Genomic DNA, 24,966 nt, shown 5'->3' with positions numbered 1-24,966 from the left:
GTCGGCCGCGGTGACGTCCGTGTCGCTTCCTTCCGGCTGCTTCGCCGGGCGCGCTCACGCCTGCACTCGTCCTCATCGTGAATCAGGAGACACACGCGTGTCGATTGCCCAATTCGCACTGCAAGACGTCGTCAAGCGCTACCACGACTGTGTCGTGCTCGACCGGGTCGGCTTCAGCATCAGGCCCGGCGAGAAGGTGGGTGTCATCGGCGACAACGGTTCCGGCAAGTCCACGCTGCTCAGAATTTTGGCAGGGCGCGAGGAGCCCGACAACGGCATGCTCACCGTGGTCGCCCCCGGCGGCACCGGCTACCTGCCGCAGACGCTGGAACTGCCCCTCGACGCCACCGTCCAGGACGCCGTCGACCTGGCGCTGTCCGACCTGCGCGCGCTCGAAGCGTCGATCCGCGAGGCCGAGGCGGAACTCGCCCGGAGCGACGAGGACGGTGGTGAGCGGGAGCTGTCCGCCCTCCTCAGGCGCTACTCCGCAATCACCGAGCAGTACCAGGCCCGTGGCGGGTACGAGGCCGACGTACGGGTGGAGGTCGCGCTGCACGGACTGGGCCTGCCGAGTCTGGACCGCGACCGGAAGCTCGGGACCCTCTCCGGCGGCGAGCGCTCCCGTCTCGCACTCGCGGCCACCCTGGCCTCGGCGCCGGAACTGCTGCTGCTCGACGAGCCGACCAACGACCTCGACGACCAGGCGACGGAATGGCTGGAGGACCACCTGCGGAGCCACCGCGGCACGGTCGTCGCGGTCACCCACGACCGGGTGTTCCTCGACCGGCTCACCACCACGATCCTGGAGGTCGGCGCCGGCCGCGTCACCCGCTACGGCAACGGCTACGAGGGCTATCTGACCGCCAAGGCCGTGGAACGGGAGCGGCGGCTGCGCGAGTACGAGGAGTGGCGCGCCGAACTCGACCGCAACCGGGGGCTGATCGTCTCCAACGTGGCGCGGATGGACGGGATCCCGCGCAAGGCGCCCCTGTCCGTGTTCGGGCACGGCGCCTACCGCAGGCGCGGGCGCGACCATGGCGCGATGGTGCGGATCCGCAATGCCAAGCAGCGCGTGGCACACCTGACCGAGAACCCGGTCACGGCACCCGCGGACCCGCTGTCCTTCGCCGCCCGCATCGACACGGCGGGTCCCGGGACGGGCCCCGAGCCGGGCCCGGAGGCGGAGGCTTCGGTACCGGCGGTGGCCGAACTCACCGACGTGCGCGTCACCGGCCGGCTCGGCGTGGACTCCCTGACGATCCGGTCCGGCGAGCGGCTGCTGATCACCGGCCCCAACGGCGCGGGCAAGTCCACCCTGCTGCGGGTGCTCTCCGGGGAGCTGGTGCCTGACAGCGGCTCGGTGCGCGTCGGCGGCCGGGTCGGACACCTGCGCCAGGACGAGGTGCCCTGGCCGTCGGGGCTGACCGTACTGCAGGCTTTCGCCCACGGCCGGGAGGGCTATCTGCAGGACCACACGGAGAAACTGCTGTCGTTGGGCCTGTTCAGCCCGTCCGACCTGGGTCGACGGGTGCAGGACCTGTCGTACGGGCAGCGCCGTCGGATCGAGATCGCCCGGCTGGTGAGCGACCCGATGGACCTGCTGTTGCTGGACGAGCCCACCAACCACCTCACCCCGGTACTGGTCGAGGAACTGGAGCAGGCACTCGTGGAGTACCGGGGCGCCGTGGTCGTCGTGACCCACGACCGCCGGATGCGGTCCCGGTTCAGCGGTGCCCGGCTCACCATGGACCACGGCCGGATCACCGGGTTCGGCGCAAGGTGAGCCACGCCCGCTTGTACGCCTCCGCACGTACGCGTCCGCACGCACGCTCCCACACGTGCGGTGGGGTCTCGTTCCGATGCGCCCGATACGCCCGATGCGTGCTGTCCGGACGCCGTCACCCGGCGGGCGTGACGGCCACGTTGTCGAAGGAGGCGGCGGTGTCGAAGACCCGGACACCGTTCGCGCCGCTGCGGTAGGTGCCGTCACTGACGGAGATCTTCGGTGTCGTCATGTCGTCGACGAACACCTTGATCGAAGAACCGACTGCGGTGACGCGCATCCGGTGCGCCGAGCCGGTCCCGACGGCCGTGCGGGCGGTCCCCAACTCGGTCCAGGAGCCGTTGGCCCGGCCCAGGACCACCTTGCCGCTCGGGCTGATGCCCGCGTAGTAGCCCGCGTAGCTGTCCCAGCCGACGGCCGGCCCGCTCACCCTGAACGTCAGGCCCGCGTCGCCGCCACCCGAGGTGACGGTGACGTCGGCGTCGTACGTGAAGTCGGCGAAGTTGGTGTCGAGCAGCGCCTTTGCTCCCAGGTCGCGCCCCACCCGGTAGCGCCCGTCGCCGGCGGACCATGTCCCGCCGTACGTCTTCCAGCCCAGCGCGTTGTCGTCGGCGAAGTTGTCCTTCACCTGCATCGCGATACGGCGGATCGTGCCGTCCGGGTTGAAGTACAGGCGGTCGTAGGCCAGTTGACGGTGGTTGCCGTCGGTTTCACTCAGCGGGCGCCGGTGGTAGACGATGTACCAGATGTCGGTTCCCGGCACGTTGACCACGGAATTGTGGCCGGAACCCTTGGCGACCGCCGGATCCTGGGCGAGCACTTTGTCGATCTTCTTGAACGGGCCGGTCGGCGAGTCGGACATGGCGTACGACACCGAGTAGTCGGGGCCGGTCCAGCCGCCCTCCGACCACATCAGGTAGTACTTGCCGTTCCGCTTGAACATGTAGGAGCCCTCGGTGTAGTTCTCGGGGGTGATCTCCTTGTAGGTGGATCCGTCGTCGAACGTGTCCAGGCTGGTCATGTCCGGGTTGAGCTTGACGACGTTGGCGTGGTGCCAGCCGCCGTAGTACATGTACGCCTGGCCGTCGTCGTCGATGAACACGTCCTGGTCGATCGGCTGGGCCCCGTTGTGGAACTGCGAGATGAGCGGCTTGCCGAGAGCGTCCTTGTAGGGACCCTCGGGACGGTCGGCGACGGCCACGCCGATGCCGCCGAGCTGGGAGTTGTTCTGGATGTCGTTCGCGGCGAAGTACAGGTAGTACTTGCCGTTCCGTTCGACAGGCGCCGGGGCCCACACCGCGTACTTGGCCCAGGGGACGTCGGCCGCCTTCAGGACGTTGCTGTGCTTGGTCCAGTGGACCAGGTCGGTCGAGGAGAACGCGTCGAGGTAGGTCTGCTCGGCATAAGCCTTCGACGCCGTGGGATAGACCCAGAACTTGCCGTCGTACACCGCGATGTCGGGATCCGCGTACCAGCCGTCGACGAAGGGGTTGCCCGCCTCGGCGGTCGAGTAGTCGGGCGCCGAGGCGGCTGCGGACGGCGAGGACATCGCCACGAGGCCACCGACGAGCAGCGCGGCCAGGGACTTGGCGACGAACCCGGTCGATCGGACAGTCACGAGAACCTCCGTGGGGGGTGAGGCTGCCGATGGCAGACAACGTTGTCGAGAACTGGGTGCCGAGAACGTGCTCAGGGGATAGCTGCAACAGGTGTTTACATCGTTGCAAGAGAGCTGTAAACCCCTCGCGCACGGACCTCCGACGGCCGGAGCGTCTCCGCACGGTGGCTCAACCGGGCTTGTCGCGGTGCGGTGTTGGCGGCCGAGGACAGCCGGGGCACGGCGGTGTGCCGCCCCGCGGCCGCTGTCCGCCGCGGAGCCGATGCCATGGCCGGCGTTTCGCCGACCGCCCTCGTCAGGCGTCCGGGAGGAAGAAGCAGAACGGATGACCGTGCGGGTCACGCAGGACCCGCACGTCCTTCTGGGGCTGGTACTCCTCCAGCGTCGCGCCCAGGGCGCAAGCCCGTTCGGTCTCCGCTTCCAGGTCGTCGACCTGGAGGTCCAGGTGCGCCTGCATCTGCTGTGTGCCTGGGCGCTGCGGCCACGTCGGGGCCGTGTGGTCGGTCTCCAACTGGAAGCTGAGGCTGGGGCGTTCCTGGTCCGGGGCCTGCAGGCGGACCCACTCCGGCTGCCGGTCCACCTCCTGCCAGCCGAGGAGGGCGCGGTAGAAGTCGGCCAGCGCGGGAGGGTCGGGGGTACCGAGAACGAAGGCTCCGAGGGTTGCGGTCATGTTCCCCACCTTGCCCCGGCGGCCGACGTCACACATCTGAGGGCCGCGCCGTCCCGTGATCGCCCTGAAGTCGGAGAGTGCGGTACTCGTGGCCGCCGGCCACTCGGGGGATTTGAGCGGGTTCTCGCCCCTCCGCTGCAGGGGCGAGGCGTCCGGTACCTCGTTCGGTACCAGACAGGGTACCGTGGGTCCATGCCCGCACTCAATGTGGAATTCAGCGAAGAGGAAATGGCGCGGCTGCGGGACCGGGCGGCTCTGACCGGCCGGAGCCTGAAGCAGCACGTGCACGACGTGACGGTGGAGGAGGCGGACCGGCTGGCCTTCGTGGAGGGGGCGGTCGCGGAGGCCGCCCGGGTGCTGCCCGGCGTGGAGGCCCGCTTCCCTGAAGGACAGCGGTGAGCTCGGTCATCCGCGTCGATGTCGGCTGGGTCCTGCAGATCCAGTCGGCGATCTCCCCGCTGAACGTGCCCATAGCGGACTGGGGCGTCCTGGGGTTCATGGCCGACCGGCACAAGTTCGAACGGGAACGCGGGGTCCTGTACTACGAGGAGCCGGCCTCCCGGGCTGCGACCTTCCTGCACACCGCGCTGCTGCTGCGCCCGTTCACCGACTACAACCTCGTTGTCGGATGGGCCTGCACCAGCCAGTACATGCACGTCTCCGGCCAGCCCCTGCGGGCCAAGGACGACGAGCTGTACGAACTCGCTCGCGCGGTCCGTGCCCACGAGGCCGATCTGCGTACCATCGCGCAGAGTCTGGAGTCCTGGCGCACGCGGTGAGGTGGTGGCGCACCCGGAGTAGCTCACCGGAAGGGGGCGAGCGCTGGCGTCTTGCCGCATGCTCCCGGTCGGGTCCACGGCCGTGGCATGCGGCCGGCGGCGGTGGGCGGTGTGCTCGTCCGCCGCTCAGTAGCCGGGCGGGATCCGGTCCTGCGGCCCGTCGGCCACCTCCGCTGCGTCTTCCTCCCTCTGCGCCCGCTCGGCCACGGCCGGGTCGGCCGAGTCCGAGAGCAGCTCCACGATGCGCAGGGTGCACTCCCATTCCGTCAGCCTGCCCTTGATCACCACCAGGTATGACTCCTGGTCGGCGAAGCGGTATACGCGGCGCCGCTTCTCGATGATGTTCTTGCTCGGTACGTACGTGTGCAGGACAGCACGGAGCTCCTCCAGTGCCTGGTCCTTCGTCTCCCGCCCACGGCAGATGAACTCGGTCCTGTACGACTCGCCGGTGAAGTACTGCGCGATCACGGCCCAGTTGCCCATGCCCACTCCCCCTCGCCACCGCGGCCAGTCAGCCACAGCTCAGCCGCCGGGACAAGAGCCGTGCGGTGGCCACGACGACCGGCACGACCAGCACTCCCCACCGCCGATCAGCCGCAGCACACTCAGTCTGTCTCCGGGCGCCGCGCGAGGAAGACGAACTCCCGGCCCGGACGGTCAGGAGCTTCTCGCACGTCATCGACGGCATACCCCTGGGCGAGCAGGTCCGCCTCGACCTCCTGGCGCTCCCGGAAACGCAACGTCGAGTGCGAGGTGAGCACGTGCCCGTCCGCGGCGAACACGTAGGTCCCCCGGAACGTCACCAGGGGGAAGGCCGTGTCGGTCACCTCGACCCAGCTCTCGACCGCGCCGACGCCCGGGATCTCCACCACGCTGTACGAATGCTCGCGGTTCCACTTATCCCAGGCGCGCCTGGCCGGATCCCGGGTCTCGAACATGAGGAGCCCGCCCGGCCGTAGTGACGCGTACGCCCGCTTCAGCGTCTCCCGCCAGGTCCGCGGGTCCACGATGGCCTGGGCCACGTTCGCCGTCATGGTCGCCAGGTCGACCCGCAGCGGTGGGAGTGCCGTCACGTCACCCAGGATCCACCGCACCCGTTCACCGCCCGGCTTGCTCCTGGCCACGTCGATCGAGGCTTCGGCGGGGTCGACCCCGACGACCTCGATCCCACGATCGGCCAGGAGCAGCGCGAACACTCCTGTTCCGCAGCCGATGTCCAGCACGCGACGAGCTTCCACCTCTTCGGCCATCCGGACGTACGCGTCGAGATCACTGCGATCGGGGTCGAGCGGGTCATAGATCGCGGCGAGCCGTGGATGCCCGAAGCACTCGTCAGCCATGCGGGTCAGCGGACCTCGGTGACCCGGTGCTCCTTGCGCGCGTCACAGTTGGAGTTGTACACCTGCACGTGCACGTTGCTGATGCCCCCGCCCCAGTCGACGCAGTGGCCCTTGCCGTACACGTAGGCCGGGCCCGCGTACGACGTGTACCGGCCGTAGTCCTCGCCCCGCTCCGAGGTGTCGGGAACCTCGATCCACAGGGCCATGTCCACGGCCGTACCCGGGTTGTTGCGGATGGTCGCGACGCAGTTCTCACCGTTCGCGGAGTTGTACGTCAGGTAGACGGTGCCCAGCGAGCCGACGGGTGCTGAGTTCACCGTCTTGTAGGCGCTTCCGCAGACCTTCTGCGGCGTGGTGTTGGGCGCGGCGGAGGCGGGCGCCGCCAGCGCGGTCGTGGCCCCCACCGCCAGCGCGGCGAACGCGGCAGCGGTCAGGACAGAGCGGTTCATTCGCATGTTTCCCCCGTGTGGTCTTTGCGATCGGTTGCTCCTGCCTGGTGTGACACACGGGGCTGCCAAACGGTTGTGCGTCATCGGTCGACGGTCGGATTCGCGCCGTCGGAGGCGGGAGCTCCGGCCCCCGGTGGCGGCCGCCGTTTCCAGGCCCGCGAAGGCGAGCGTGCGGTCTCCGAGCCGGTACACCCGTCAAAGGTGACTGGCCGGCCGGAGCGAAGAGCGGTTACGTGGATGACGTGGGCCTCTCCCCCGTCCTCGGCGGCAGGGGAGGCGGCCGCCCCGCTCGCGGGCCGTTGCGGCGGTCCGGCCTCCAGTACGTAGGGAAGTCCCTCATGCGCGGCGCAGTGATCCACGCCCCCGGCGACGTCCGTCACGAGACCATGGACGACCCCAAGATCCTCCACCCGACCGATGCGGTCATCCGTACGGCCGTCTCGTGTGTGTGCGGCTCAGACCTGTGGCCCTGGCGCGGTCTGGAGCCGATCGGCGAGGCGCACGCTCATCTCGGCGGCGACCGACAAGACAGTGGTTCTGACCGAGCGCGAAGCGGACGTCCGGACTCCGGCGGCCCTGCTGCCGCCGTGGCGAGACGGGAATGCGCTCGAACCACCACCGACGGAAAAGGCTGCCGCCCCGGATACCGGTCGGCAGACAACGGTGATGTGGCGCGGTGGCCACGACACCGTCTTCTCGGTGGACGCCGTCCTGCCGCTCTACGACGGCACGTCCGCCTGGGTGCGCAAGGAGGACAACCTGCTCGTCGGCACGCCGCGGGGCCGGTGGTTCCCCGCCGAGCCGGCACTGCTGCCGTTCCTGGATCGGCTCGGGTTGTACGACGAGCGTGCGCATCCCCGGCCGGCAGCCGCCCGGCCCACGCCGGGAGTCGCGGCAGACGCCCGGTCGGGCTCCGGCTCCGGCACCGGGTCCGGGGCCTCGTCGGCGTCGGTGCCGGCGTCCACGTCCGCACCGGCGGGCGCCTACTGGTGGTGGACCGGGCCCGGCCTGGCGGCCGGGACACTCCTCGGAGCGCTGGGAGCGCTACGGCTTGGCCGTCGTCGGCCGACACCCGGTCGAACCGGCCCCCTGCATGGCGGACCGCCTCGGCCGCCCGACCGCAGCCCTACTGCGTGAACGGGACGGCCGAGCGGAGGCCCTGCCACATGCCGGGCACTTGCTCGGAGGGGCGTTGCTGTTCGCCGTGCAGGGCGTTGAGGACGACCAGGCAGCCGGTCAGGGCCGGTACCGCCCACTGGACGCAGGCCAGCTGCCGCCGGGCCTTGTCGAGATCGATGGGGTGCTGCTGCGCCTCCTCGGCGGCCTCGATGTCGGAGGAGGAGGCGAGCTCGACCTTCTTGCCCAGGACACGGGCGTACGCGGTGGCGGCCAGCGCCGCGGCGGTGACGACGGTCTTGGCCGTGGTGGAGGCGGCCACCCCCTTCTGCGTGGCGACACGGTGGGCGTTGACGGCGAGCAGTCCACCGCCGCCGTACAGGTGCGCGCCGATGGCGGCGGCGTTGACCGGCACCCACTTCGCCCATCCGGACGAGGAGATCCGGTCCGCGCTCGCCGCCGTTCCGCCCTCGTCCTGCGCCGCGCCGTTGAGGCCGACCGCGCCCATCAGCGAACCGCCGAACCAGGCGGCCAGCCCCACGTCGTGCAGGCTGCGGATGAGAGTGTGGCGTTCGGACATGGCGGTGCTCCTCGCGGAAGGGGGCGGGCGGTCGGCAGGAACGCCGAGCATTACTCACCCTCGCCGCACTCCCCGAGCACCGCCATCGCGGCTGACCCGGACGGGGCAGTCAGTCATCACCAGCCGGTGCGGCGATGACGCACGGTGACCGGACCGGTCGCGCAGTCCGCGACCGGGTCGTCCCGCCGGCCGTGTCGTCCACGCCGTACGCGGGCACGTTCCTGGCACTGCGCGACCAACGCACGCGGGGGTCTCGGGCCTTGAAGACTTTGGAGAAGACGCATGAGTGATGTGAGCACCGGCACCGGCACCGGCAAAGTGGTCGTGAACAGGGCGATGTCGCTGGACGGGTTCATCGCCGGTCCTGGCCACGCGATGGACTGGATCTTCGAGTCCCTGACCGCTGATGCGTTTCCGGAGGTCATGGCGGCCACGGGCGCCATGCTCGTCGGCCGTGGCACGTACGAGGTCGCCAAGCGGATGACCGGCCAGGACTCCGCCTACGACGGGGGAACACAGTTCGTCCTCACCCACGAGCCTCCCGCTGAGCCGGACCCTGCCGTCACGTTCCTCACCTGTGGACTCGAGGAAGCCGTTGCCACGGCACGCGGCGCCGCGGGTGGCAAGAACCTGGAGATCCTCGGTGCCGACGTGGCCGCCCAGTGCCTGAGGGGCGGGCTCGTCGACGAGATCCTGGTGTACGTCCTCCCCGTGCTGCTCGGCGACGGTGTCCGCTTCTCGCCCCCGACCCTCGGCAGGATCGACCTGGAACCCTTCGACAACACCCAGTCCGGCGCGGTCACGATGCTCCGCTTCCGCGTGCGTAAGTAACCGCGCCGTGGCCGGCACCGGCCCGGGACCATCGCTCGGTGGGCGATCCGTCCCGGGTCACGGCGCGTGCCTGGTTACGGGGCTGCGACGGCGGCCGGCGTTGCGGAGAGGGCCGCGGCCGCCTCGGGTGTGTGGGGTGTCAGCACTCCGGCACCCCGGGCACCTGGTTGTCCGGTGAGCTCAGGTAGATGTTGCTCATGTAGCCGCCGTACTGGGGGAGATAGGCCCACCATTCGTTGACGTAGGGCGGCACGCTGACCTGCTGGCCGCGCTTCTGGCACCTCACCAGGACCTCCACGCCGGCGGGCAGGGTCGTGAGCGCGGTCGCCGCGGTCGTCGCCTCGCCCCGGATCCGTATCCCGCTGCCCCAGGTGCCGATCCAGGTGCCCGCCGGGCGGGTGGCGCCGGGGACGTTCAGCGAGCGGGTCAGCCGGCCCAGGTCCGTGTACGCCTTGCCGTACGTGGTGCCGGTCGGGTGGAGCGTGAAGACCGAGACGATGGAGCGGTCGCCGGCGCCCACCACCCCGGTCGTGTGCAGGGCCGGACGCGCGAGGTCCACGGCCTCGGCGCCCTCCTCCGCCCTCTCACCGGACGCGGACGCCTTCTCACCGGGCGCGGCCGCCCGCGCGTCGGCTCCGTCGGCCCCGTCCGCGTTCCGGGTGGCGGCGCCGGTCGTCGCGGTGCATCCGCCGGAGCTGAAGCCCGACCAGCCCTGCTTGACGGCCCAGGGGCGGTCGAACGAGCCCGCGATGCCGAAGTGCTGGTCATAGCCGTCGGTGGCGCAGCGGGTCGACTGCCGCAGGGCGCCGAGGACGTAGTCGCGCACGGCGGCGGGAGCGGAGTCCAGCAGGTAGCGGTAGATCTTCACCGTGTCACGTGCTGACAGGGCCGTGTATCCCCAGTAGCCGGGGTGGGTGGCCGGGGGCCTGGCCGTGTCCGTCAGGCCGAGCCGCGGAACCATCCGGTCGATGATGGCCCCGGAGCCGTAGTTGGCCCAGAAGTGGCTGGCCGCCGCGTCGTCGCTGCTGCGCAGCATGGCCTCCACCCGGGCTCTGTCCGCGGCCGGGAGGTCGGCGGGGGTGCGGTTCCACAGCAGGTCCAGGGCGATGAGCAGCTTGACCACGGATGCCGACCGGAACTGCCCGGCGCTGTTGACCTGCTCGGTGAACGTACCGGTCTGCCGGTCGAAGACGGCGACGCCGGCGGTCACCCCGGCGGGGATCTCGGCCTGTGCCACGGACGGCGACGGCTTCTCCTCCGCCACGGCGGCGCCCGCGGTGCTGCTGAAGGCGGCCAGCAGCAGGGCTGTCGCCGCCGTGCACAGGACGCTCGCGCGCCGCAGGCGCCCGGGCCGCCGGGACGGGGACCGGTCCGTGCCGTCGGCGGGGGCGGGCGGCCGGGGTGCGGTGAGGGTGGACGGGGCAGTGCCCAGTTCGGTCATGACGGCCTCTCTCAGGGAGGTGACGCCCCGGCGGACACCGGGGCGGGCGGAACCGGCGCGGTGTGCGGGGACCGGTCGGGTCACGGCCCGGCACACGGCGTGGGGACACCGGGCAGCTGGTTGTCCGGATGGGCGATGAAGTAGCTGGCCAACCAGCCGTGGATGCCGCGGGTGTGGTTGTGCGCGAAGACCCAGTACGGGTTGCCGCCGACCGTCTCACCCCGCGCCTGGCACATGACCTCCAGCCGGTCGCCCGGCTGCGCCCGGCCGATGACGTCCGGGCAGTTGCCGGGGGAAGGGGACTCGGGGCAGGCGTAGCCGTTCACGTGGTTCAGGTCGTGCCGCATGTTGACGTCGGTGGCCCAGGTGGTGAAGAACGCCCCGGCGACGGCCCGCTCGCCGACGGCCACGTGCGCACTCCGCCTGGCGTCGTCGGACGACCGGTCGTCAGCGGCCGGCTGGACGGAGACGATCGATGAAGCGGAGGCGACCGACGGGGCGGAGGCGGCCGACTGGGCCGCGGCGGTGCCGGCGCCGAGGGTCAGCGCCCCCAGCAGGGCCGCGGCCCCGCCCAGGCGGGCGATGCGCCGAAGTGCCGTAGTCATGGTGGTGTCCCTCCGGACAGTTCGGGTGTGCGCCGCCCGGGATCCGGCCGACGGGGTGATGTGCTCACCTCACTGTCCGGACGTGATCGTGACCCGCCCCGTATGAGGGCGGGTGGCGGGAAAACTGCTCGGACCGGCGCTCATACGGCGATGCCGCGGTCCCCGTCTCCCCGTCAGGGCGGCTTCGGGCCGCCCGCCGATCGCGCCCCTTTGGTCCCTCGTTGTACGGAGGTCTGACGATGTCCCTGCTCAGCACCCGTTTCGCCGCCGCCGGTGTCGCCGCCGGCGCCGCCCTCACCCTGTTCGCGTCGGCCGGTGCGGCCGAGGCCCGGCCCGACGGGTTCTATGTCTCGCTGCAGCCCAACAGCAACATCCGCAGCGCGCCGAACACGCACGGCCCGGCCCTGGGCAACACCGGCCCCACCGTCGACCGTTACTACCAGAACGGCGTCTGCTACGAGCGGGGCGAGACCGTGACGGCCGGCGGATACACCACCGACGTCTGGTACTACGGTGACGTCTTCGACGGCATGAGCTCCACGCGGTACAGCCCCGCCTACGTCTGGGGCGGCAATGTCAACATCGGTGCGGACCCCTCCGACTCCGTCGACCCCTGCTGACGGTCCGTCACCCGGCGACGCCCTCGCCCCCGGAACCGATCGGGTTCCGGGGGCGAGGGCGTCGTGCGCGACTGTCAGCCGTTGTCTGCCGTACGCCGCTGTTGTCCGCCGTGTACCGCCCGCCGACGCCGGCCTGCCGGTCGGTGGACCGGCAGGCCGTCGTCGGCCGCCCGCGCGGGCAGGGTGGGGCCGGTCAGCACTCACGGACCCCCGGCAGCCAGGCGTCCGGGTGGTCGATGTAGATGTTGGTGATGTAGCCGCCGAGCGCCGGGACGTAGGACCAGGCGTTGTTGCTGTAGCCCTCGGCGTTGACCGTGTCACCGCGCTTCTGGCACTCCACGTACACCCGGGTGGGCCCGGTGAGGGTGCGGACGACGGCCGCGTTCAGCCGGGCGTCGGTGCGGACGTTGACGGAGGTGCCCCAGGTGGTGAAGTTGGTGCCGGGAGTGCCGGAGCCGGGGGTGCACGGCAGGCTCACGCCCCGCTCCGCCAGGTACGGGACGGGATTGATGCCGCGGCCGCCCGCGGTGGAGGACTGCACCTCGAAGTGCAGGTGCGGGCCGGTGGACTGGCCCCTGTTGCCCATGGTGGCGATCTGCTGTCCGCTGTTCACGCGCTGGCCCGTCGACACCCCGACCGTGTCCATGTGGCCGTACTCGGTCACGGTGCCGTCGTCGTGCCGGATACGGATCCACAGGCCGTAACCGTTGGCGGGACCGGCGGCGATGACCTCGCCGGGACCGGCCGCGTAGATCGGGGTGCCGATGGCGTTGGCGATGTCGACGCCGTCGTGACCGGACGACGACCACCACTGGGTCACCTGGCCCGCGGTCGGGCAGGACCCCGCGTAACCGGCGGGCGCGGCCTGCGCGGACCCGGCCGCGAGCGGGACCAGACCCGTCGCGACGATGGTGGCGGCGAGCAGGCCGATGGAGCGGGTGCGCTTGAGTGCGCGCATGACGGATTCTCCTCCGTGCGATGGTGCGTGGGTGTGAGGTGGGGGTGAGTCAGGTGTGCGTGACGACCGGCGACCGGTGGTCAGCAGGTGGGGACGCCGGGCAGCCAGGCTGCGGGGTCGGAGATGAAGATGTTGGAGATCCAGGCGTCGTACCGGGGAAGGTAGGACCAGGCGTCGTTGCTGTAGCCCTCGGCGTTGACCATCTCCGCGTGTACCTGGCACAGCACGTCGAGCGCGGTGGGGCCCGGCAGCCGAGTCACGAGTCGGCTGCTGGTGCTGGGTTCCTCGCGCAGCGCGACGTCCGTGCCCCAGGACATGAACCGCTTGGTGTTCGCGGGCGGTTGTTCGCCACCGGTGATGCGCAGTGCTCCGGCGTACTGGGCGTTGAGCCGTACGTCGCTCACCATCACGGTGGTTCCCGACTCGCGGGCCTCGACCATCTTGCCGCCGCCGAGGTAGACGGCGATGTGGTGGACGCTGGAGAGGTTGGCGGGGTCCGAGCCCCACATCACCAGGTCACCGGGCTGGAGCGGGGCCAGGCCCTGGCCGCGGGTGAAGCGGGCGGTGGCTCCGCTCCACTTCGCCTGGTTCCAGGTGCCCTCGGGCAGCGCGATGCCGGCGCCCTGCCATGCCGCGTACTGCACCAGGTGCGAGCAGTCGAATCCCCTCACCTGGCTGTCGTGCGCGCCGGGCCCGCCGCCGGGGTAGTCCTGTCCGTACGTCGGGCCGTTGATGGAGCCCCCGCCCCAGGAGTACGGCACGCCGATCTGCGAGCAGGCGGCGTCGACGACGGCCTGCGCCTGGGCGGAGGCGCTCGCCAGGGCACGGCAGTCGGCGGCCGCGGCCGGTGCCCCGGTCGGCCGTGGCGAGTGGGCCGTCGCCGTTCCGGCACAACAGATCGAGGCGGCGAGCAGCATGCCGGCGGTCGTCGCCAGCCTGCGGTTCATGCGGCGCATGTGGTGTCCCCCTGGGTTCGGTCGTGGTTCGTGCGCTCGTGCTGGACTGCTCGGCCGACAGGATGGCGGTCGGTCGTCCCGGACCCCGTCGGCGTGTGGTGCGCCGGCCCGTCGTCCTTCGTCATGGAGACGGGTCCGGAGGGCGTCTCGTATGCGTCGATCGCCGCACGGATCTTGGCGAGACCGCGCATCCGGTTGCGCTGCACGGTTCCGCGGTGGGCACCGAGCCGCTCGCCGGCCAGGTCGTGGCTCAGTCCTTCGATGTCCACGAGGATCACCGCGGCCGCCTCCTTGGGCGACAGACCGCGCAGCAGTGCGAGGGTGACCACCGCGGCCTCCCGGGCCGCGAAGCCGCCGTCCCAGCTCTGCTCGGGCATCCGGTCGGTGCAGTGCTCCCGGCGGGACGGGCGCAGCCAGGAGTCGCGCAGCAGGTTCAGCGCGGCCGCGCAGGTGTAGGCGTACGGATGGTCCTGGCGGGCCAGCACGCGGGCGTGGGCCCGGCGGGACAGCCGCAGGTACGTCTCCTGCAGGAGGTCGTCGGCGTCGTGCGGGTTGCCCGTCATCGCCAGCAGCCGGTTGCGCAGCCTCGGCATGGCGGCGGTGAACGCCTCGTCGAACTCCGCGGCGGTCATGTGGTCGGCGGCGGCCTCGGCCTTCTCGGCCGTGGTGTCGGTCGTGGTCTCGGCAGCGGTCTGTTTGCGGCGCACGCTCTCGGGCATCGACGACGTCATCGCGGCGCAGGTGCTTGTCACGTTTTCCCCCGGGTCGAGCGGATGGGTCGAACGGCGTGTGGCGGTGGGCACGGCGGTCGGGATGCCCACGCGCCGTTACAGGATGTGCCGGGCGACGGGCCCGTACCTGGCGGCCGGCGCCCGGGTCAGGAGCGCCCAGTAGCGGTCCCCGTAGGACCAGTGCCACCACTCCGTCGGGTAGTTGACGAAGCCCGCGGCCGTCATCGCGTCACCCATCAGCCGCCGGTTGGTCCGGGACTCGGCGCTGATGTTGACGGCAGCCGTGCGGCAGCCTCCGTCGCTCTCCTCCGGAGTGGCGTTGACCTCGGTCCCCAGGGACAGTTCGACGCCGTCGTCGGTGCACAGGGTCAGGTCGACCGCGCCACCGCTGACGTGCGGAGCGACCTCCGGCGGCGAGATGTACGCGCTCGTCAGTTCACGTATCCGGTCCTCGGACGCGCCGGTGTTGGCCAGGCGCATCTCGTCGGCGTAGCTGTCGAAGTACGTGCTCTGCAGTCGCGGAGGGCGGAAGCCCTCCACCATCAGCAGACGGACGCCGTCGGGCAGCGCGCGCTGGGCGAGCAGGAGCCGGCGCAGCACGTCCGCCCGGACGTGCGCGTAGGAGCCGTCCCCGTCGGCCTGACGCGGGTCCACGCGCAACGCGCCGGCCTCGCGGGCGTCGACCAGCGGCTCGCCGTTCTCGGCGACCGGGGTGGCGGCGACCCGCTGGTCCGAAAGGAGGATGATCTCTGTCACGCCTCAAGCGTGGGCGAGGGCTCTGCAGAACCGCTGCAGATCCTCTGCAGGACCGTCTGCAGAGCAGCGGTTGCGTGCTGTCACGCGTTCTCGGGCACCTCTGTGTTGCCGCTCGCCTTCGCGCCCTCGCCCGCCTCGGTGGGTCCGTCCGCCCCGGCCTCGTCCACTTCACGGCTGCCGAGCGCGCGGAAGATCTCCAGTGCTTCCGCCCGCAGGGCGCGTGCCGTGTCCTGTTCGCCCCGTCCCGCCGCGGTGTCGCCCAGGTCGCGCAGTGTCCGGGCCCGCCACAGCGGCAGTGCGAGCTCGTCCCACAGCAACAGGGCCGCGTGCAGGTACTCGGCTGCGGCGTCCCAGGCACCGGCGGCCAGCCGGCACTCCCCCAGCGTCCTGAGCACCAGGGCCTGGCCGAAGCGGTCCTGTCGCTCGCGGGTGGTCTCCAGACACTCCTGGAGCCGCTCGTACGCCTCCGGCAACCGTCCCTGCCGGATGTGGACCTTCGCCAGCGACTGTCCGGCGTACATCGCGCCGAAGGCGTCCGCGGTCTCCTCGAAGAGCTCCAGCGCGCGGCCCAGGAGCTGCTCCGCTTCGGTCAGTTCACCCCTGGCCCGGTGGCACAGCGCCAGTCCGCGGAGCGCGAGCGCCTCGCCGTGCCGGTTGCCGGCCGCCGCGAAGAGCCGGTGCGCCCGGGACAACTCGCGCGTGGCGTCCTCGTACCGGCCCCGGTCGCGGTGCACACTGCCGATTCCGTAGCGCTGATACGCCTCGCCCGTGCCGTCCTCCAGTTCCCGGTACAGCGGAAGGGCGCGGCCCTCCATCAGTTCCAGGGCTTCGTCGAAGCGGGCCTGTTCGCGGCAGGCCGAGCCCAGGCCGGCCAGCGCGCCCGCGACGCCCCGGGTCACTCCGGTCCGTTCGAAGAGGGCCAGCGCCTCGGCGAAGAAGGCGTGCGCCTCCTCGAAGCGGTCCTGCTGCAGGCGCAGTTCGCCCAGGCCGTGCAGGAGCCATGCCTGTCCCTCGACGTCCTCGGTGCCGCGCACGGCGTCCAGGGCCACGGTGTGCGAGCGGGACCACGCGTCGAACTGGTTGTACTGGGCCGCCGAACTGGCCACCAGGGCGGCGGCCAGGTCGCGGGCCGTGCGGGACAGCCCGTGGTCGGCACAGTGCTTGACGGCGGCGAGGAGGCAGGGCTGCTCCGCCGCGAACCAGGCGGCGGGCCGGGCGAGCAGTTCCTCGCGCAGGTGCGGGTCGAGCGGCCCGGCGTCCCGGGCGACGGCCAGCAGCCTCGACGCCTCGCCCGGCCCCCGGGAGGCGGCGACCTTGGCCATCGACAGCCAGCGGCCCGCCAGCCTCAGCACGGCGGCGTTGCGGTCCTCGGCGCTCTCCTCGGACAGGCAGCGCTCCCGGGCGTGTTCCCGCGCTAGGTCGTGGATCCGGTAGCGGATCCGGCCGGTCTCGTCGGCGCCGGTCACGTCGATGAAGTGGCAGTCCACCAGCCGCTCCACCGACTCCTCCGCCTCGTCGACCGTGATGTCGAGCAGGGGCGCCGCGATCCAGGCGGGGAAGTCGGGCAGGTCCATCAGGGCCAGCCGGCGCAGTGCCCGCCGCTCCTGTTCGTCGAGGTCGGCGTAGCCGAGCCCCAGGCTGGCGCGTACCTCCAGGTCGCCGGCCTGGAGCTCGTCCAGTCGCCGGTGTTCGTCGCGGAGCCGGGCGGCGAGGCGGGCCGGTGTCCAGTGCGGCCGGGCGGCGAGGCGGGCGCCGGCGATGCGCACGGCGAGGGGCAGTTGCCCGCACAGGGCGACGATCTCGGCGGCGTGGGCGGGCTCCGCGTCCGCCCGCCCGCCACCGGCGACGCGGGCGAGGAGGTCCCGTGCCTCCGTCACGGAGGGCGCGGACAGTTCGAGACGGCTCGCGCCCTCCAGGGCGACCAGGCGCCGGCGGCTGGTGATCAGTACGGCGGAGCCGCTGCCCGACGGCAGCAGCGGCCGCAGATGTGCCTCTCCCACGGCGTTGTCGAGGACGAGGAGGACCTTCCGGTGGGCCATGTGGGTGCGGTAGAGGCCGACGAGGTCGTCCTCGTCACCGGACAGTTCCTCGGGATCGGTGCCGAGCGCGCGCAGCAGCCGGGCCAGCGCGTCGGCGGTCGGCAGCGGCGCGGAGTCGGAGGCCCGCAGGTCCAGGAAGAGCTGGCCGTCCGGGAAGTGGGCGGCCGCGCGGTGGCCGACGTGCACGGCGAGCGCGGTCTTGCCCACCCCGGAGCGCCCGGAGATCACCCCGATGGGCGGGGCGGTGCGGTGTCCGTCCTGGACGCCGTCCAGCAGGGCCGTGGCCCAGGCGATCTGCTCGGTGCGGCCGACGAAGTCCGCGACGTCCGGCGGCAGATGGGAGGGCGCGGGCCGTCCGGTGCGGTCGGATTCCTGCCGCGGACGCTCCACGCTGCGGGTGAGCGCCGTCGGCCCGGCGGAGGTGTCGCCGTCCGTCGACGACTCCACGAAGCCAGAGCCAGAGCCAGGGCCCGAACCAGAGCCGGAGCCCGTGCCCGTGCCGAAGCCGGAACCCGTGCCTGAGCCGCTGCCGTTGACACTGCCCCCGCCGCTGCTGCCGTTGCCGTTGCCGGTCAGGGTCGGACCGGAACCGAGGGTTACGGAGGAAGCGCTGACCTCGGCGCCCAGCACGCCGGTGTCCGCGCGCAACAGGGCCTGGTGCAGGGCACGCAGCTCCGGACCGGGGTCGATGCCCAGTTCCGCCCGGAACAGTTCGCGTCCCTCCTCGTAGACCCGCAGCCCGTCCGGCACCCGGCCGGTCCGGAACAACGCGGTCATGAGCTGCCCGCGCGGCCGTTCGCGCAACGGTTCGGCGGCCACGTGCGCGAGCAGCTCGGCCACCAGTTCCGCCCGGCAGCCGAGGGCCAGTTCGGCGGCGAACCGCTCCTCCTGCGCCGTCAGCCGCAGCTCCGCCAGCCGCGCCGCCTCCATCCGGGCGAAGGACTGCTTGACCCCTTCGAGCGCCTCCCGTCCGCCCCACAGCGCGGTCGCGTCCCGCAGCACCTCGGCGGCCTCGGCGGCTCGTCCCTGCGAGGTCATCCGCCTGCCCAGGGCCAGCGCCTCCTCGAAACGGCGGGCGTCGACGCCGGAGGGAGGCAGTTCGGCCAGATAGCCGGGAGAACGGGTCTGGATCACCTCCCCGGCACCGGCCGCCGCCAGCGCGCGGCGCAGCCCGGACACATGCGTGGCGACCAACGCCCGGGCGGTCGCCGGGGGCTGCTCCTCCCAGACCAGGTCCACCAGCCGGTCCACGGAGATCACCTCGCCCAGGTGGACGACCAGAGCCGCCAGGATCGCCGTCGGTCTGGCACCGTTCAGCGGGACTCTCCGGCCTGCGTCCCACACCTCGACCGGCCCCAGAAGGCGCACGTCCATCGCCGTCCCCCGATTCGCGTACCTGGTCCTCCTGACGGACCCTACCCGCGGGGAGTCCCGTGGCATGCCGGAGAAAGGATCACCGTCCCGCTATGTGGTGATCCCCTGACGTCGAACAATGACCAAAACGGGTGTGTGGTGGCCGGTTCTCCTCTCTGCCGTCCCCGGTGTGTGCGGGGGCCGCTGGGGAGACGGAACGGGCGGCCGACCCGTATGAGCGTCGGCGCGTACGAATTTCGTTTTTTCAACACTCATACGCCGCGGCCGGACGGCCCGTCACCTTGCCGAACCCGCTCACCGGCGGGGACCACCGAACGCGCACTCCGGAGGAACCCCATGTCCCAGCGAACCAGCCGTCTGCGTCGTACGGCCGTTGCGGCGGCAGCCGTCGGCGGCGCCGCGATGTCCCTCCTCGGCGCCGCTCCCGCGCAGGCCGCGAGCAACACGACCGAGGTCTATGTGTGGGCGACCAACGTCAACATGCGCAGCTGCGGATCCCTCTCCTGCCCGCACTACGACCGCATCAAGATCAGCCAGATGACCGTGGACGCGCACTGCCAGCTCAAGGGCGACAACGTGGTCGACGGCCCCTACGCCAACAACTGGTGGGTCCAGGTGGATGCCGGCGGCCCGCGCGGCTGGATCAGCGCGGTCTACATCAGCACGGGCAACAACTGGGAGCCGATCCCCGGTGTCTCGCAGAACATCGAGGACTGCGCCTGAACAGGAACCCCCGGCGGATGGCGTACGCCCGTACGACAGTGGCGATGGTGGCCGTCCTCGTCGCCACCGTGACCGGCTGTTCGGCGGGCGGCGCTTCGGATCCCGGCCCTGTCGGCCCGACGCCGCCCTCGCCCTCGCCCTCCGCCACGGCGGCCCTCACCTCGGCGGAACGGTCCCTGCTGTACGACGCGGAACAGACACTCGTCCAACAGTGCATGCGCCGGCACGGCTTCAGCCTCGCGAAGGTCCCCGAGCGTCCCGTCCCGGAACACCGGGACTTCCCCTACGGGCTGGACGACGCCGGATGGGCAGGACGGCACGGGTACGGCAGCGACCTCCAACGGCGGGCGGTGAAGCTCCGGGCGTCCGACCCCAACCGGCGTTACGCCCGGTCGCTCGACGCCGGGCGGCGCGCCGAGGCCATGGACGCGCTGCACGGGCGCACGCCGAACGCGCTGTCGGTGAAGCTGCCGACCGGACGCCAGGTGAGCCGCAGCGACGAGGGGTGCACCGCACGGGCGGAGGACGAGCTCTACGGGGACCTGGCGGCCTGGTTCCGGGCCGAGGCGATCACCCAGGCCCTGTCCATCACCCGGCAGACGAAGGTGGTCGCCGATCCCGCCTACGCGCGGGCCGTAGACCGGTGGTCCGCCTGTATGCGGGGGCGGGGGCTGGCCTATCCGGACCCGGCGGCGGCCCGCGCCCGGTTCCTGGACGGCTCGTCGGGGACCTCGTGGGCGGAGGAGCGGCGCACGGCGCTCGCCGAGACGAAGTGCGCGGCGAGCAGCGGCCTGACCGGCACCGCCGCCCGGCTCAGCCGCCGGTACGGCGACGCCCTCCGAGCCGAACACGCGGAGGTGTTCCGGGAGCGGGACCGGCTGGCGCGCGGGGCGCTTCCCCGCGCGCGGGTGATCACCGACTGAGGACAGGGAGACAGGCAGCAGGAGCACGAGCGGAAGCGATGTGCAGAGACAGAGACAGCAGCGGAGACGAGAGCGAGAGAAGGATGACCATGAGGAAGACGGCACGGATCCCCGCGGTACGCGGCACAGGACCGCGGGTGGCGCTGGCGGCGGTCGCACTGGCCGGACTCACCGCGTTCGTGGTTCCCGGTGCGGCGCAGGCGGCGGACGCGGCCGACAGCCGGGGGACCGCGGGCGCGGCCGCACCGTTGTTCCCGGCGGACGGCAACCTGTACGCGTACCAGTACGTCGGCTTCGCCGGTGGTCACTGTGCCTGGGCCGGCGACGACGCCGACTGGAGCAGCTGTGCCCCGCACGGCAACATGCGCAACCTGGCGAACTCGCTGGCGAACCGCGGCTTCCCGGGAGCCTACGAGGACGTCCTCGTGTACTGGGACGACGCGAACGACGCCGGCGGATGGGACGGCGCGCGGGCCTGTCTCCAGAACGGCTGGGCCGACGGGCACCTCTACCAGTACGAGTTCCCGGCGAACGGGGCGGGCGGCGGCGAGAAGATGCACAACAACATCTCCGCACACCGCTGGGTGCACTCCTGCACGGAGGACCCGATGTAAGAGCGGGCTCCTGATGCGGGGGTACCTGCTCCCGGCGCAGGGGTGCACGCTCCTGACGAAGGAGTGCGCTCTCGCACCACCGGGCCTCAGTCCCGCGGCAGGAGCGTCCCGAGTGGGCCCAGGTCGAGGTTGAGGTCCTCCGGACGCACTCCGTGCTGTTCGCAGAGTTCCGTCATCCGCTGGTCGAGCAGCATCAGCGTGGTGCCGATCTCGTCGGTCTGCTCGTCGCTGAGGTCGCCCTGCTCGATACGGCGGATCGCCTGGCGTTCCATCAGCTGTCTCAGGAGCTCGACCACCGTGAGGACCAGGGCGACGAGGTCGCGTCCCATCTTCTCGGAGTCCAGGTCGATCCGGGAGCCGGTCACAGGGGGCCGCCGTCCGCCCAGGGGGCCGGAACGCGTTCGTTGACCGAGGACAGCAGGGCGTGCAGCGACAGGCGTACCAGGGGAACGTCCGCGATGGCGATGACCAGATCGCCGCTGATCACCACGCCGGTCGCAAGGACACGGTCCAGCAGATCGACGAGGGGCACCCCGACGGGCCCGCTCAGTGGCCTCGCGTCGTCCCACGGCACCATCTCGTGCGTCACGCCCTACACCTCGCCGACGAACGAGTAGGGCACCCACGGTCCGGACAGTTCGATCTGCGCTCCGGTGCGGTCCCGCAGGGTCCGGGTGAGCACGGCGAGTTCCTCGGCGCGGTGTTCCGCCACGAGATAGGTCGCGTTCAGGAGCTGGACCCGGCGCTCTCCGGGGGGCTGGGGGTGTACCCGCAGTCTGCGGGAAGCCGTGGCGAGACCCCGGACCTCGGTGTCCACCGCCTCCGCCGTCCGCAGGGCCTCGTGCTGGCTCCGCTCTCGGCGCTCCTGAACGCCTCGCCTGCGGTTCAGATAGGCGAGGCCGGCTCCGGGCGCCGGCCGGGACCGGTCGGCGGACGCGACCTGCCGGGCCGGCGGCCGGTCCCCGTCGTCCCGCGGACCGGGCGACGCGTAGACCTTCACGCCCCATTCGGCGTGGTGGGCGATGCGCGCGAGCGCGGCGTGGAACCGGTCCTCCTCCTCGGCCAGCGCGTCCCGCGCCCTCTGTGCGCCGTGGTAGAGGGTCGCCATCGGCAAGGGAACCGTGGGGCAGCGGGCCGCGAGCGCGGAGACGACGTCGTGGTGGGCTCGCGCGTACCGTTCCAGCTCCCGCTGGTCGGACAGGCGTGCCTGCCAGGCTTCGTCGGTGAAGTCGCTCGCCCGGACGGTCTGGACGATCGCCGTCAGGGTCCCGAGGGACAGTGGGCTCACGGGTGAGTCGTCGGTGACGCCGGGCAGGCCGACGACGTCCGACAGGTCCGGATTCCGGCAGACGGCGAACACGTAGAGGGTGTCGGCGTCCGAAGTCCCAGGGCCGTGTTCCGTCATGTACCTCGGTTCTCCTTGTTCCTCGCTGACGTCGGGCCGAGCCGCCGGACCGCTGCCGAAGTCACTTCTCCGCCGTACTGGGTTCGAGCTCCTCCAGCCGCTCTCGCAGTGCGCGGTTCTCCTCCTGCAGCGCATTGCGTGCGGCACGGGAACTGAGGGCCGGATCGTTCTCCCACCAGTCGATTCCCGCCTTCTTCGCGGTGTCCACCGACGCCACGAACAAGCGGAGCCGAATGGTGAGCAGTTCGATGTCGAGGAGCTCAATCTTGATGTCCCCGGCGATCACGATGCCTTTGTCCAGCACGCGTTCGAGGATGTCGGCGAGGTTGGTGGTCTGCGGACCGGACACGGGGTAGGAACCTTGCCGGAAGTCGACGTCAGTCACGGCGTCGCCTCTGTCCTCTCCGCTTCCTCGGGGTCTCCTCTTCCTCTTCCTCTTCCTCTCCCTCGTCCTCGTCGTCCTCATCCTCGTATTCGTAGGCGTCCTCGGCCTCGTCCTCGTCCTCGTAGCCGCCTTCGGCTTCGCCCTCTTCGTCCTCCGCCGCTTCTTCGTCCTCGTACGCGGAGTCGGCCCCTTCCTCCGTACCGTCCTCGGCCTCGTCCTCGTAGCCCTCCTCGTCCCCTTGTTCCTCCTGCTCGGCCTCCTCCTCTTCCACGGCGTCCTCGTGGGAGACGACGACTTCGCCGTCACGGATCTCCCCGCGCCACCCCTCCGGCTCTTCGTTGCTGAGGGTGACGTACCGCTGGAAATTCTTGAAGTCGAGACGCATACGGCGTCCTTGGGCCCGCCAGAGATTTCCCGTCTTCTCGAAGAAACCGGACGGGTAGTACTCCACGACCAGCACGATGCGCGTCAGGGTGGGGGCCAGCTCATGAAAGCTGACGGCGCCGCGGGTGGTGCCCTTGGCCCCTTCGGAGGTCCAGACGATCCGGTCGTCAGGAATCTGTTCCTGGACCGTCGCCTTGAAACTGCGCGTCGAAGGGCCGACCTTGACCTTCCAGTCGCTTTCGACCTCATCGCTCTTCGAGACGTCGCGCACACCCTTCGCGAAACTGCTGAACTGGTCGTACTGCGTCCAATGGTCGTAGGCATCGCGCAGGGGAACCCCCACATCGAGAACCTCGACGATGTTCATGACCTTGCCGCCGCTGGCCTTGCGTTTGCCCTTGCCCCCGCCGAAGGCTTCCTTGGCCTTTCCCACAACGCTGTCCTTGACTCCCTTGGCCTTCTCCGAGACGAAAGCCTTCACGGGTGAGTCGCCCTGGATGATGCGGGAGCCGATCGCGGGCAGGGAGCCACCGTTCTGGGCGGCGTCCGTGAGCGACCCGGTGACGTCGGTCAGTTTGCCGCCCGCCTTCTCGGCGAGACGCTCCACCTGCGCCGAGAGGAACTTGGGCAGCTCTTCCCGGAGCTGGTCGAGACCCGACGTCCCCTCCGCGGACCGGTCGTTGTCCGTCTTGGCCATGACTGCCTACCTCCGACGATCGGCACGCTTGGACGCTGCTCGCTTCGACGACGCGGTTTTCTTGGCCGCGGTCTTCTTGGCGGGAGCCGTTTTCTTGGCCGCGGTCTTCTTGGCCGGAGCCGTCTTCTTGGCGGCGGCCGTCTTCTTGCCCGGAGCCGTCTTCTTGGCGGGCGCGGACCTCTTCGCCGCAGACTTCTCCGCCGCCTGCTTCCCGGCCGCCGTCTTCCTCGCCGCTGTCCTGCCGGGCGCGGACTTCTTGCCGGGCGCGGACTTCTTCGTCGCCGCCTTCTTCGCAGGAGCGGTTCCGCGCGTCGCGGTCTTCTGTGCCGCTCGCTTCGCTCCCGGAGCGGGAGCGGCCTTCTCGTCCGCCGCCGACGCGGGTGCCTCACGGGACCGGCGCCGCTGGTGCCTCGGCTCGGGCTCCTCTTCCTCCGGCTCCTCTTCCTCCGGCTCGTCCTGCTCCGGCTCCTCTTCTTCGTCCTCGTAGGCGTCCTCGTAGGCGTATGCGCCTTCCGGCTCGTCCTCGTCCTCGTCCTCGTATGCGCCTTCCGCCTCTTCCTCCTCCTCGTACTCCTCGTCGTCCTCCTGCTCGTCCTGCTCCCCGTCGAGCGCCCTGTCACTGATTCTGGCCGTGCGGTCGCTGAGAGCGCCGGCCAGCGTGCTCATGCCCCGGTCGGCGGCGGCGGTCATCGCCTTGCGCCCCGCGTCCAGCACTTCCCCTCGTAGCTGCTCCTGCAGCTCGGCAACCTGCGGAAGCTCCCCCAGCCTGCGCATTCCCTCGGCGGCGAGCTGGCGGGGTTCCAGGCCGAACCGCCGGCCGGCCAGATAGGTCGCGACGGACAGCGCCATGCGGCCCTTCTTGGTGCGGCCCAGCACATAGCCGCCCACCACGGCAGCCGCGAGGGTCACCTTGTCCTTGTCATCCATGAATCCGTCACCTTCGATCGTTCGGTAGGGGGCAGGCCCGTGCGGCGTGCAGCCGGTCGAGCAGCCGTTCCTCTTCTCGTTCGAACTCCGCCAGGCCGATGTCCCCGTCCTCGAACTCCTGGTTCAGCACGGCCAGCTGAGTACGGAGGACGGCGGGGTCGTGCAGTTCACGCTCGGCCGCGTCATTGAGCTTCTCCGCCACCCAGACGACGCCGCGGACCGGCGCGAGGGGAAGGGTGAGCAGTCCGGTGATCAGTCCCAT

At 71.2% G+C, this 24,966-nt stretch carries 29 protein-coding genes and 1 pseudogene; 10 read left to right on the top strand and 20 right to left on the bottom strand.

The window, feature by feature from the left end; genetic code table 11:
- The first annotated feature begins 97 nt into the window (after nt 1–97).
- Complete coding sequence (locus ACFYXC_RS19350) at nt 98–1,783, top strand: TlrC/CarA/OleB/SrmB family ABC-F type ribosomal protection protein (RefSeq protein WP_389553109.1); 1,686 nt, start codon at nt 98–100, stop codon at nt 1,781–1,783.
- A gap of 115 nt (nt 1,784–1,898) precedes the next feature.
- Here the strand turns inward: ACFYXC_RS19350 and ACFYXC_RS19345 are convergent, their stop codons facing one another.
- Complete coding sequence (locus ACFYXC_RS19345; protein WP_389553107.1) at nt 1,899–3,401, bottom strand: family 43 glycosylhydrolase; 1,503 nt, start codon at nt 3,399–3,401, stop codon at nt 1,899–1,901.
- A gap of 295 nt (nt 3,402–3,696) precedes the next feature.
- Entirely contained in the window at nt 3,697–4,071 is a 375-nt protein-coding gene (locus ACFYXC_RS19340; RefSeq protein ID WP_389553105.1) for a VOC family protein, read from the bottom strand.
- Nucleotides 4,072–4,263: 192 nt separating this feature from the next.
- Here ACFYXC_RS19340 and ACFYXC_RS19335 point away from each other — a divergent pair, with 192 nt between their 5' ends.
- Entirely contained in the window at nt 4,264–4,470 is a 207-nt protein-coding gene (locus ACFYXC_RS19335) for a hypothetical protein (RefSeq protein ID WP_388909384.1), read from the top strand.
- Nucleotides 4,467–4,850: a hypothetical protein gene (locus tag ACFYXC_RS19330; RefSeq protein WP_389553103.1), complete on the top strand. Its 384-nt coding sequence runs from the start codon at nt 4,467–4,469 to the stop codon at nt 4,848–4,850. The genes ACFYXC_RS19335 and ACFYXC_RS19330 overlap by 4 nt, the downstream gene beginning before the upstream one ends.
- 126 nt (nt 4,851–4,976) lie before the next feature.
- Here the strand turns inward: ACFYXC_RS19330 and ACFYXC_RS19325 are convergent, their stop codons facing one another.
- The 3 genes from ACFYXC_RS19325 to ACFYXC_RS19315 all read right to left on the bottom strand — a co-directional run bounded on the left by ACFYXC_RS19325 (nt 4,977) and on the right by ACFYXC_RS19315 (nt 6,645).
- The gene (locus ACFYXC_RS19325) at nt 4,977–5,333 is read right to left on the bottom strand and encodes a hypothetical protein (RefSeq protein ID WP_389553101.1); all 357 of its coding nucleotides are present in this window, start codon (nt 5,331–5,333) and stop codon (nt 4,977–4,979) included.
- Nucleotides 5,334–5,455: 122 nt separating this feature from the next.
- Nucleotides 5,456–6,190, bottom strand: a complete 735-nt coding sequence (locus ACFYXC_RS19320; protein ID WP_389553099.1) for a class I SAM-dependent methyltransferase — start codon at nt 6,188–6,190, stop codon at nt 5,456–5,458.
- Between the two features lie 5 nt (nt 6,191–6,195).
- Nucleotides 6,196–6,645 (bottom strand): spore-associated protein, encoded by a 450-nt coding sequence (locus tag ACFYXC_RS19315; protein WP_388909373.1) that lies wholly within the window; start codon nt 6,643–6,645, stop codon nt 6,196–6,198.
- 332 nt (nt 6,646–6,977) lie between these two features.
- Between ACFYXC_RS19315 and ACFYXC_RS19310 the strand changes: the two are divergent.
- Both ACFYXC_RS19310 and ACFYXC_RS19305 read left to right on the top strand, forming a co-directional pair.
- Nucleotides 6,978–7,142 (top strand): annotated as a pseudogene (locus ACFYXC_RS19310) (alcohol dehydrogenase); the annotation flags it as partial.
- Between the two features lie 163 nt (nt 7,143–7,305).
- Nucleotides 7,306–7,776: a hypothetical protein gene (locus ACFYXC_RS19305; RefSeq protein ID WP_389553097.1), complete on the top strand. Its 471-nt coding sequence runs from the start codon at nt 7,306–7,308 to the stop codon at nt 7,774–7,776.
- Here the strand turns inward: ACFYXC_RS19305 and ACFYXC_RS19300 are convergent.
- Nucleotides 7,766–8,335 carry a hypothetical protein gene (locus ACFYXC_RS19300; protein WP_389553095.1) on the bottom strand — a complete coding sequence of 190 codons (570 nt, stop codon included), beginning with the start codon at nt 8,333–8,335 and terminating at the stop codon, nt 7,766–7,768. The two genes, ACFYXC_RS19305 and ACFYXC_RS19300, sit on opposite strands and share 11 nt — an antisense overlap.
- A 282-nt stretch (nt 8,336–8,617) precedes the next feature.
- Between ACFYXC_RS19300 and ACFYXC_RS19295 the strand changes: the two genes are divergently transcribed.
- Nucleotides 8,618–9,166 carry a dihydrofolate reductase family protein gene (locus tag ACFYXC_RS19295; RefSeq protein WP_389553093.1) on the top strand — a complete coding sequence of 183 codons (549 nt, stop codon included), beginning with the start codon at nt 8,618–8,620 and terminating at the stop codon, nt 9,164–9,166.
- A gap of 139 nt (nt 9,167–9,305) precedes the next feature.
- Here ACFYXC_RS19295 and ACFYXC_RS19290 read toward each other — a convergent pair whose 3' ends face one another.
- A complete protein-coding gene (locus ACFYXC_RS19290) occupies nt 9,306–10,607 on the bottom strand; it encodes a hypothetical protein (protein WP_389553091.1) in 1,302 nt (433 codons plus the stop codon).
- 80 nt (nt 10,608–10,687) lie between these two features.
- Nucleotides 10,688–11,212, bottom strand: a complete 525-nt coding sequence (locus tag ACFYXC_RS19285; protein WP_389553089.1) for a hypothetical protein — start codon at nt 11,210–11,212, stop codon at nt 10,688–10,690.
- A 239-nt stretch (nt 11,213–11,451) separates the two neighbouring features.
- Here ACFYXC_RS19285 and ACFYXC_RS19280 point away from each other — a divergent pair, with 239 nt between their 5' ends.
- On the top strand, nt 11,452–11,832 hold the full coding sequence (locus ACFYXC_RS19280) for a hypothetical protein (protein WP_388909358.1): 381 nt from the start codon (nt 11,452–11,454) through the stop codon (nt 11,830–11,832).
- 193 nt (nt 11,833–12,025) lie between these two features.
- On the opposite strand, the gene ACFYXC_RS19275 is transcribed toward ACFYXC_RS19280, so the two are convergent.
- From ACFYXC_RS19275 to ACFYXC_RS19255, 5 genes are all read right to left on the bottom strand, one after another.
- Complete coding sequence (locus ACFYXC_RS19275) at nt 12,026–12,790, bottom strand: peptidoglycan DD-metalloendopeptidase family protein (protein ID WP_389553086.1); 765 nt, start codon at nt 12,788–12,790, stop codon at nt 12,026–12,028.
- A gap of 80 nt (nt 12,791–12,870) precedes the next feature.
- The gene (locus tag ACFYXC_RS19270; protein WP_389553084.1) at nt 12,871–13,746 is read right to left on the bottom strand and encodes an NlpC/P60 family protein; all 876 of its coding nucleotides are present in this window, start codon (nt 13,744–13,746) and stop codon (nt 12,871–12,873) included.
- Nucleotides 13,734–14,498, bottom strand: coding sequence for an RNA polymerase sigma factor (locus tag ACFYXC_RS19265; protein ID WP_389553082.1), 765 nt, complete (start codon nt 14,496–14,498; stop codon nt 13,734–13,736). The genes ACFYXC_RS19270 and ACFYXC_RS19265 overlap by 13 nt, the downstream gene beginning before the upstream one ends.
- 75 nt (nt 14,499–14,573) lie before the next feature.
- The gene (locus ACFYXC_RS19260) at nt 14,574–15,233 is read right to left on the bottom strand and encodes a M15 family metallopeptidase (protein WP_389553080.1); all 660 of its coding nucleotides are present in this window, start codon (nt 15,231–15,233) and stop codon (nt 14,574–14,576) included.
- 80 nt (nt 15,234–15,313) lie between these two features.
- Nucleotides 15,314–18,646, bottom strand: coding sequence for a BTAD domain-containing putative transcriptional regulator (locus ACFYXC_RS19255; protein ID WP_389553078.1), 3,333 nt, complete (start codon nt 18,644–18,646; stop codon nt 15,314–15,316).
- Between the two features lie 336 nt (nt 18,647–18,982).
- Here ACFYXC_RS19255 and ACFYXC_RS19250 point away from each other — a divergent pair, with 336 nt between their 5' ends.
- From ACFYXC_RS19250 to ACFYXC_RS19240, 3 genes are all read left to right on the top strand, one after another.
- Nucleotides 18,983–19,369, top strand: a complete 387-nt coding sequence (locus tag ACFYXC_RS19250) for a hypothetical protein (RefSeq protein ID WP_388909337.1) — start codon at nt 18,983–18,985, stop codon at nt 19,367–19,369.
- Nucleotides 19,370–19,386: 17 nt separating this feature from the next.
- A complete protein-coding gene (locus tag ACFYXC_RS19245) occupies nt 19,387–20,292 on the top strand; it encodes a hypothetical protein (protein WP_389553076.1) in 906 nt (301 codons plus the stop codon).
- An 89-nt stretch (nt 20,293–20,381) separates the two neighbouring features.
- Nucleotides 20,382–20,906: a hypothetical protein gene (locus ACFYXC_RS19240; RefSeq protein WP_389553075.1), complete on the top strand. Its 525-nt coding sequence runs from the start codon at nt 20,382–20,384 to the stop codon at nt 20,904–20,906.
- A gap of 86 nt (nt 20,907–20,992) precedes the next feature.
- On the opposite strand, the gene ACFYXC_RS19235 is transcribed toward ACFYXC_RS19240, so the two are convergent.
- The 7 genes from ACFYXC_RS19235 to ACFYXC_RS19205 all read right to left on the bottom strand — a co-directional run bounded on the left by ACFYXC_RS19235 (nt 20,993) and on the right by ACFYXC_RS19205 (nt 24,966).
- Nucleotides 20,993–21,271: a gas vesicle protein K gene (locus tag ACFYXC_RS19235; protein ID WP_389553072.1), complete on the bottom strand. Its 279-nt coding sequence runs from the start codon at nt 21,269–21,271 to the stop codon at nt 20,993–20,995.
- Entirely contained in the window at nt 21,268–21,483 is a 216-nt protein-coding gene (locus ACFYXC_RS19230; RefSeq protein ID WP_389553482.1) for a gas vesicle protein, read from the bottom strand. Before ACFYXC_RS19230 ends, ACFYXC_RS19235 begins: the two co-directional genes overlap by 4 nt.
- Before the next feature lie 15 nt (nt 21,484–21,498).
- Entirely contained in the window at nt 21,499–22,311 is an 813-nt protein-coding gene (locus ACFYXC_RS19225) for a GvpL/GvpF family gas vesicle protein (protein WP_389553071.1), read from the bottom strand.
- Nucleotides 22,312–22,372: 61 nt separating this feature from the next.
- Entirely contained in the window at nt 22,373–22,696 is a 324-nt protein-coding gene (locus tag ACFYXC_RS19220) for a gas vesicle protein (RefSeq protein WP_389553068.1), read from the bottom strand.
- Entirely contained in the window at nt 22,689–23,777 is a 1,089-nt protein-coding gene (locus ACFYXC_RS19215; RefSeq protein WP_389553065.1) for an SRPBCC family protein, read from the bottom strand. The genes ACFYXC_RS19220 and ACFYXC_RS19215 overlap by 8 nt, the downstream gene beginning before the upstream one ends.
- 6 nt (nt 23,778–23,783) lie before the next feature.
- Nucleotides 23,784–24,704 (bottom strand): histone protein, encoded by a 921-nt coding sequence (locus ACFYXC_RS19210; protein WP_389553063.1) that lies wholly within the window; start codon nt 24,702–24,704, stop codon nt 23,784–23,786.
- Between the two features lie 7 nt (nt 24,705–24,711).
- Entirely contained in the window at nt 24,712–24,966 is a 255-nt protein-coding gene (locus tag ACFYXC_RS19205; RefSeq protein ID WP_389553060.1) for a gas vesicle protein GvpG, read from the bottom strand.

The sequence above is a fragment of the Streptomyces sp. NPDC002701 genome (assembly GCF_042889045.1).
GTDB lineage: Bacteria > Actinomycetota > Actinomycetes > Streptomycetales > Streptomycetaceae > Streptomyces.
Note: the sequence above shows the minus strand (reverse complement) of the source record. Positions and strands in the feature narration are given on the sequence as shown.

What these genes read in the sequence shown, in the direction of transcription:
- ACFYXC_RS19340 (WP_389553105.1), bottom strand. Translation starts at nt 4,071, where the DNA reads ATGACCGCAACCCTCGGAGCCTTCGTTCTCGGTACCCCCGACCCTCCC.
- ACFYXC_RS19335 (WP_388909384.1), top strand. Translation starts at nt 4,264, where the DNA reads ATGCCCGCACTCAATGTGGAATTCAGCGAAGAGGAAATGGCGCGGCTG.
- ACFYXC_RS19325 (WP_389553101.1), bottom strand. Translation starts at nt 5,333, where the DNA reads ATGGGCAACTGGGCCGTGATCGCGCAGTACTTCACCGGCGAGTCGTAC.
- ACFYXC_RS19320 (WP_389553099.1), bottom strand. Translation starts at nt 6,190, where the DNA reads ATGGCTGACGAGTGCTTCGGGCATCCACGGCTCGCCGCGATCTATGAC.
- ACFYXC_RS19315 (WP_388909373.1), bottom strand. Translation starts at nt 6,645, where the DNA reads ATGCGAATGAACCGCTCTGTCCTGACCGCTGCCGCGTTCGCCGCGCTG.
- ACFYXC_RS19305 (WP_389553097.1), top strand. Translation starts at nt 7,306, where the DNA reads ATGTGGCGCGGTGGCCACGACACCGTCTTCTCGGTGGACGCCGTCCTG.
- ACFYXC_RS19300 (WP_389553095.1), bottom strand. Translation starts at nt 8,335, where the DNA reads ATGTCCGAACGCCACACTCTCATCCGCAGCCTGCACGACGTGGGGCTG.
- ACFYXC_RS19295 (WP_389553093.1), top strand. Translation starts at nt 8,618, where the DNA reads ATGAGTGATGTGAGCACCGGCACCGGCACCGGCAAAGTGGTCGTGAAC.
- ACFYXC_RS19290 (WP_389553091.1), bottom strand. Translation starts at nt 10,607, where the DNA reads ATGACCGAACTGGGCACTGCCCCGTCCACCCTCACCGCACCCCGGCCG.
- ACFYXC_RS19285 (WP_389553089.1), bottom strand. Translation starts at nt 11,212, where the DNA reads ATGACTACGGCACTTCGGCGCATCGCCCGCCTGGGCGGGGCCGCGGCC.
- ACFYXC_RS19280 (WP_388909358.1), top strand. Translation starts at nt 11,452, where the DNA reads ATGTCCCTGCTCAGCACCCGTTTCGCCGCCGCCGGTGTCGCCGCCGGC.
- ACFYXC_RS19275 (WP_389553086.1), bottom strand. Translation starts at nt 12,790, where the DNA reads ATGCGCGCACTCAAGCGCACCCGCTCCATCGGCCTGCTCGCCGCCACC.
- ACFYXC_RS19270 (WP_389553084.1), bottom strand. Translation starts at nt 13,746, where the DNA reads ATGCGCCGCATGAACCGCAGGCTGGCGACGACCGCCGGCATGCTGCTC.
- ACFYXC_RS19255 (WP_389553078.1), bottom strand. Translation starts at nt 18,646, where the DNA reads ATGGACGTGCGCCTTCTGGGGCCGGTCGAGGTGTGGGACGCAGGCCGG.
- ACFYXC_RS19250 (WP_388909337.1), top strand. Translation starts at nt 18,983, where the DNA reads ATGTCCCAGCGAACCAGCCGTCTGCGTCGTACGGCCGTTGCGGCGGCA.
- ACFYXC_RS19245 (WP_389553076.1), top strand. Translation starts at nt 19,387, where the DNA reads ATGGCGTACGCCCGTACGACAGTGGCGATGGTGGCCGTCCTCGTCGCC.
- ACFYXC_RS19240 (WP_389553075.1), top strand. Translation starts at nt 20,382, where the DNA reads ATGAGGAAGACGGCACGGATCCCCGCGGTACGCGGCACAGGACCGCGG.
- ACFYXC_RS19230 (WP_389553482.1), bottom strand. Translation starts at nt 21,483, where the DNA reads ATGGTGCCGTGGGACGACGCGAGGCCACTGAGCGGGCCCGTCGGGGTG.
- ACFYXC_RS19225 (WP_389553071.1), bottom strand. Translation starts at nt 22,311, where the DNA reads ATGACGGAACACGGCCCTGGGACTTCGGACGCCGACACCCTCTACGTG.
- ACFYXC_RS19215 (WP_389553065.1), bottom strand. Translation starts at nt 23,777, where the DNA reads ATGGCCAAGACGGACAACGACCGGTCCGCGGAGGGGACGTCGGGTCTC.
- ACFYXC_RS19210 (WP_389553063.1), bottom strand. Translation starts at nt 24,704, where the DNA reads ATGGATGACAAGGACAAGGTGACCCTCGCGGCTGCCGTGGTGGGCGGC.
- ACFYXC_RS19205 (WP_389553060.1), bottom strand. Translation starts at nt 24,966, where the DNA reads ATGGGACTGATCACCGGACTGCTCACCCTTCCCCTCGCGCCGGTCCGC.